At 66.9% G+C, this 3,030-nt stretch carries 3 protein-coding genes and 1 pseudogene; all 4 read right to left on the bottom strand.

Annotation, left to right across the window (positions count from 1 at the left end; all coding sequences use genetic code 11):
* Positions 1 to 187: 187 nt before the first annotated feature.
* Positions 188 to 370: a hypothetical protein gene (locus AC1DOC_RS31560; protein ID WP_012746273.1), complete on the bottom strand. Its 183-nt coding sequence runs from the start codon at positions 368 to 370 to the stop codon at positions 188 to 190.
* Positions 367 to 1,557, bottom strand: a complete 1,191-nt coding sequence (locus AC1DOC_RS31555; RefSeq protein ID WP_478131325.1) for a PepSY-associated TM helix domain-containing protein — start codon at positions 1,555 to 1,557, stop codon at positions 367 to 369. Before AC1DOC_RS31555 ends, AC1DOC_RS31560 begins: the two co-directional genes overlap by 4 nt.
* Positions 1,558 to 1,587: 30 nt before the next feature.
* Positions 1,588 to 1,776 (bottom strand): hypothetical protein, encoded by a 189-nt coding sequence (locus tag AC1DOC_RS31550; RefSeq protein WP_478131324.1) that lies wholly within the window; start codon positions 1,774 to 1,776, stop codon positions 1,588 to 1,590.
* 61 nt (positions 1,777 to 1,837) lie between these two features.
* Positions 1,838 to 2,992 (bottom strand): annotated as a pseudogene (locus tag AC1DOC_RS31545) (TonB-dependent siderophore receptor); the annotation flags it as partial.
* Positions 2,993 to 3,030: the final 38 nt, after the last annotated feature.

Here is a 3,030-nt window from a genome sequence, read left to right as displayed (position 1 = left end):
GCGTGGAGACGGTGACTTCGGGCAGGCTGCCGCGGTCGGCCTGCTGCGCCGCTGCGGCGAGCGGAGCTCCCAGCAGGAGCAGGCGGACGGCGGCAGTGGCGGCAGCGGAAAGTGCAGGCTTCATTGCGCCGATTCTGCTTCGGCGCGCGCCCCTGCCCGTACTAGCAGGAACCCGATCGGGCCGGATTCAGCTTTTTCTGCGCCAGCCGTACCAGCCGCACACGGCAACGGGAATGCCCAGCGCGAACCAGGCCAGCATGTCACCCAGGCCGCCGTCGCTGAACAGCGCCGAGATCAGCCCGAAGGTGGTCAGCACGCCCAGCACGATCGGCCAGCCCCACATGTGCCAGAAGCTGTGGCGCTGCTTCATGCCTGCACCTTCATGGCGGGCGCCGGTTCAGGCTGCTGATGTGGTCCGCCATGCGGCGGCCGCTGTCCCGCCGGCGAGGCCGCAGCAGGCACGCYGTTCCCGCGCTTGAGCCACAGGTACAGCCCGCTGCCCAGCACGATGATGGTCGCGATGTCGAGCAGCGCCCAGATGATCTGCATCGGCATGCCGCCGTAGTCGCCGAAGTGCAGCGGCTGCGACACCAGCAGCGCCGTCAGGTACCAGGGCATCTTCGGCGCGGCGGTCACTTGCGCCGTCTTGGCGTCGACCAGCACCGGCTGCAGCAGCTTCGAGGTGAAGGGCTCGCTGCCGCGCATGAAGAAGGTGGTGTGGTGCGGGCTCGAGAACGCCGTGCCGGGAAACGCGACGAAGGACAGCTTCATGCCGGGCGTCTGCTGGAGCGCGACCTCCATCGAGCGCTGCACCGATGCGCGCTGGGCCACGGGCACCGTCGGCTCGTCCTTGTAGGGCGCGAGAAGCGCGCTGAGCTGGTCGTACTGCCAGTACTTGATGACCAGGTCGGCCCAGGTGTTGATCATGCCGGTGGAGCCCACCACGAACAGCCACACCAGCGTGACGATGCCCAGCAGGTTGTGCAGGTCGAGCCACTTCAGGCGCGGGCGCTTCTCGCGCCGCACGGTGCCGAAGTCGAGCTTGCGCATGAAGGGCGCATAGAGCACCACGCCGGAGACGATGGCCACCAGCAGCAGCAAGCCCATGAAACCCAGGAACAGCTTGCCCGCGAGGCCGGCGAACAGGTCGACGTGCAGCTTGAACATCACGTACATGAAGCCCTCGTCGAGCTTGGGCTGCGCAAGCACGGCGCCGGTGCGCGCGTCCACCGCCACCGACTTGAAGTCGTCCGTGGGTGCGGGCGTTGGCGTGAGCGTGACGAACCAGAGGCCATCGTCGTCCTCGGGCTGCGAAACGAACTGCACCACGCGGTCGGGGTGCTTCGCACGCGCGGTTTCGAGCACGCGGTCCAGGCTCACGCGCGGCGTGTTCGCGGGCATCCTGGGCGACTCGACCTCGGTGCCCAGCAGGTGGCCGATCTCGTGATGGAAGATCAGCGGCAAGCCCGTGATGCACAGGAGCAGCATGAACACGGTGCATACGAGGCTGCTCCACTTGTGCACCCAGGCCCAGGTCTTGATCTTTYGGCTGTTCATGTCGTTGCTGCCCTCGTCGAAAGTGAGCGGTTAGAAACGGTAGGTCGCGCTGGCCACGACGTTGCGGCGCGAGCCGTACCAGCAGTCGCCGCGCGACAGGCAGGTGCTGAAGTACGCCTTGTCCGTCACGTTGTTGATGTTGAGCGCATAGCGCCACTGCGCCGTGTCGTAGGCAAACACGAGGTCGGCCAGCGCAACGCCCGGCACGCGCGGTCCCACGCCGGGTCTTGGTCTTGCCGGCTTGCGTGTACACATTCGGCGACGGCGAGGTGATCTGGTTCTTCTCCCGCAGATCGTAGACCGCCGCGCTGAACGCCAGCGCGCGGTCCTTCGGCTCGTACTTCACACCGGCTTCCCATTGCTCACCGCGCAAGGGCGTGAAGATCTGTCCGTTGCGCGGCGACTGCGGCGTGAACGATTCGGTGTAGCTCAGATACGGCGACCAGCCCGAGGGCATGGCGTACATCAGGCCGAAGCGCTTGGTGGTTGCGCTGCTCTTCTGCTCGTCGCTGCCTGCCGCGCTGGACACCGCCCTGTCGTGCCGCAGGCCCGCCACGAAGATCCAGTTGTCGAGCTTGACCTGGTCCTGCAGGTAGACGCCGGTCTGGCGCTGGCGGGTGCGCGGCAGCGCCACGCGCTCGGGCAGGTCGACGTGGCCGTACACCGGCGCGTAGACGTCGATGGTGTCGAAGGTCGTCGCGCCCCAGACGTTCTCGCGCTGCCTGGAGAAATCCGCGCCGACCAGCAGCGTGTGCTTCACGGCGCCGGTCTCGAAATGGCCCTCGACATGGTTGTCGAGCGTCTGCGTGCGGTTGCGCGTGAGATAGCTGTCGTAGTAGCGGCCGAGCACGCGCTTGAAGATCGGATCGGTGGCGTCCCAGCTTTCGGCCCCRCTGAAGGCAGCGCCATAGTGGTAGCGGTTGTCGTTCTCGTTTTTCGCGTAGCGGAAGTTCTGCCGCACGCGCCAGTTCTCGTTGAACTTGTGCTCGAACTGCCAGCCGAAGGTCTTGCGTTCGCTGTCGTAGTAGTCGAAGCCCGGCTCGCCGATGAAGCGGCTGGCGGGAATGCGTCCGTTCGGGTTCGGCAGCAAGGTGCCCTCCCACGGAAGGAACTGCGAGCTGCTGCCGCTCTTGTCCTTTTGCCACAGCCCCTGCAAGGTGAGCGAGGTCGCCGCGCTGGGCCGCCAGGTCAGCGAAGGCGCAATGACGCTGCGGTCGTCGGGCACATGGTCGACCTGCGAGTCCGACTTGCGCTGCAACGCGATCAGCCGGTACGACAGGCTGCCGTCGGCATTCAGCGGCCCCGTGAGGTCGGCCTGGACCTGCTTGCGGCCGAAGCTGCCGAACTGCACGCCCACTTCGCGCTGGGTTTCCTGCAGCGGACGCTTGCTGACCATGTTGACCACGCCCGCCGCGGTGCCCGCGCCGAACAGCATGCCCGCCGGGCCGCGCAGCACTTCGAGCCGCTCCAGCG

This window comes from Variovorax sp. 01T439_2, assembly GCF_056398445.1.
This window is presented reverse-complemented; position numbering and strand designations above follow the sequence as displayed.

Coding starts and splice junctions, on each gene's coding strand:
- AC1DOC_RS31560 (WP_012746273.1), bottom strand. CDS start 370: ATGAAGCAGCGCCACAGCTTCTGGCACATGTGGGGCTGGCCGATCGTG.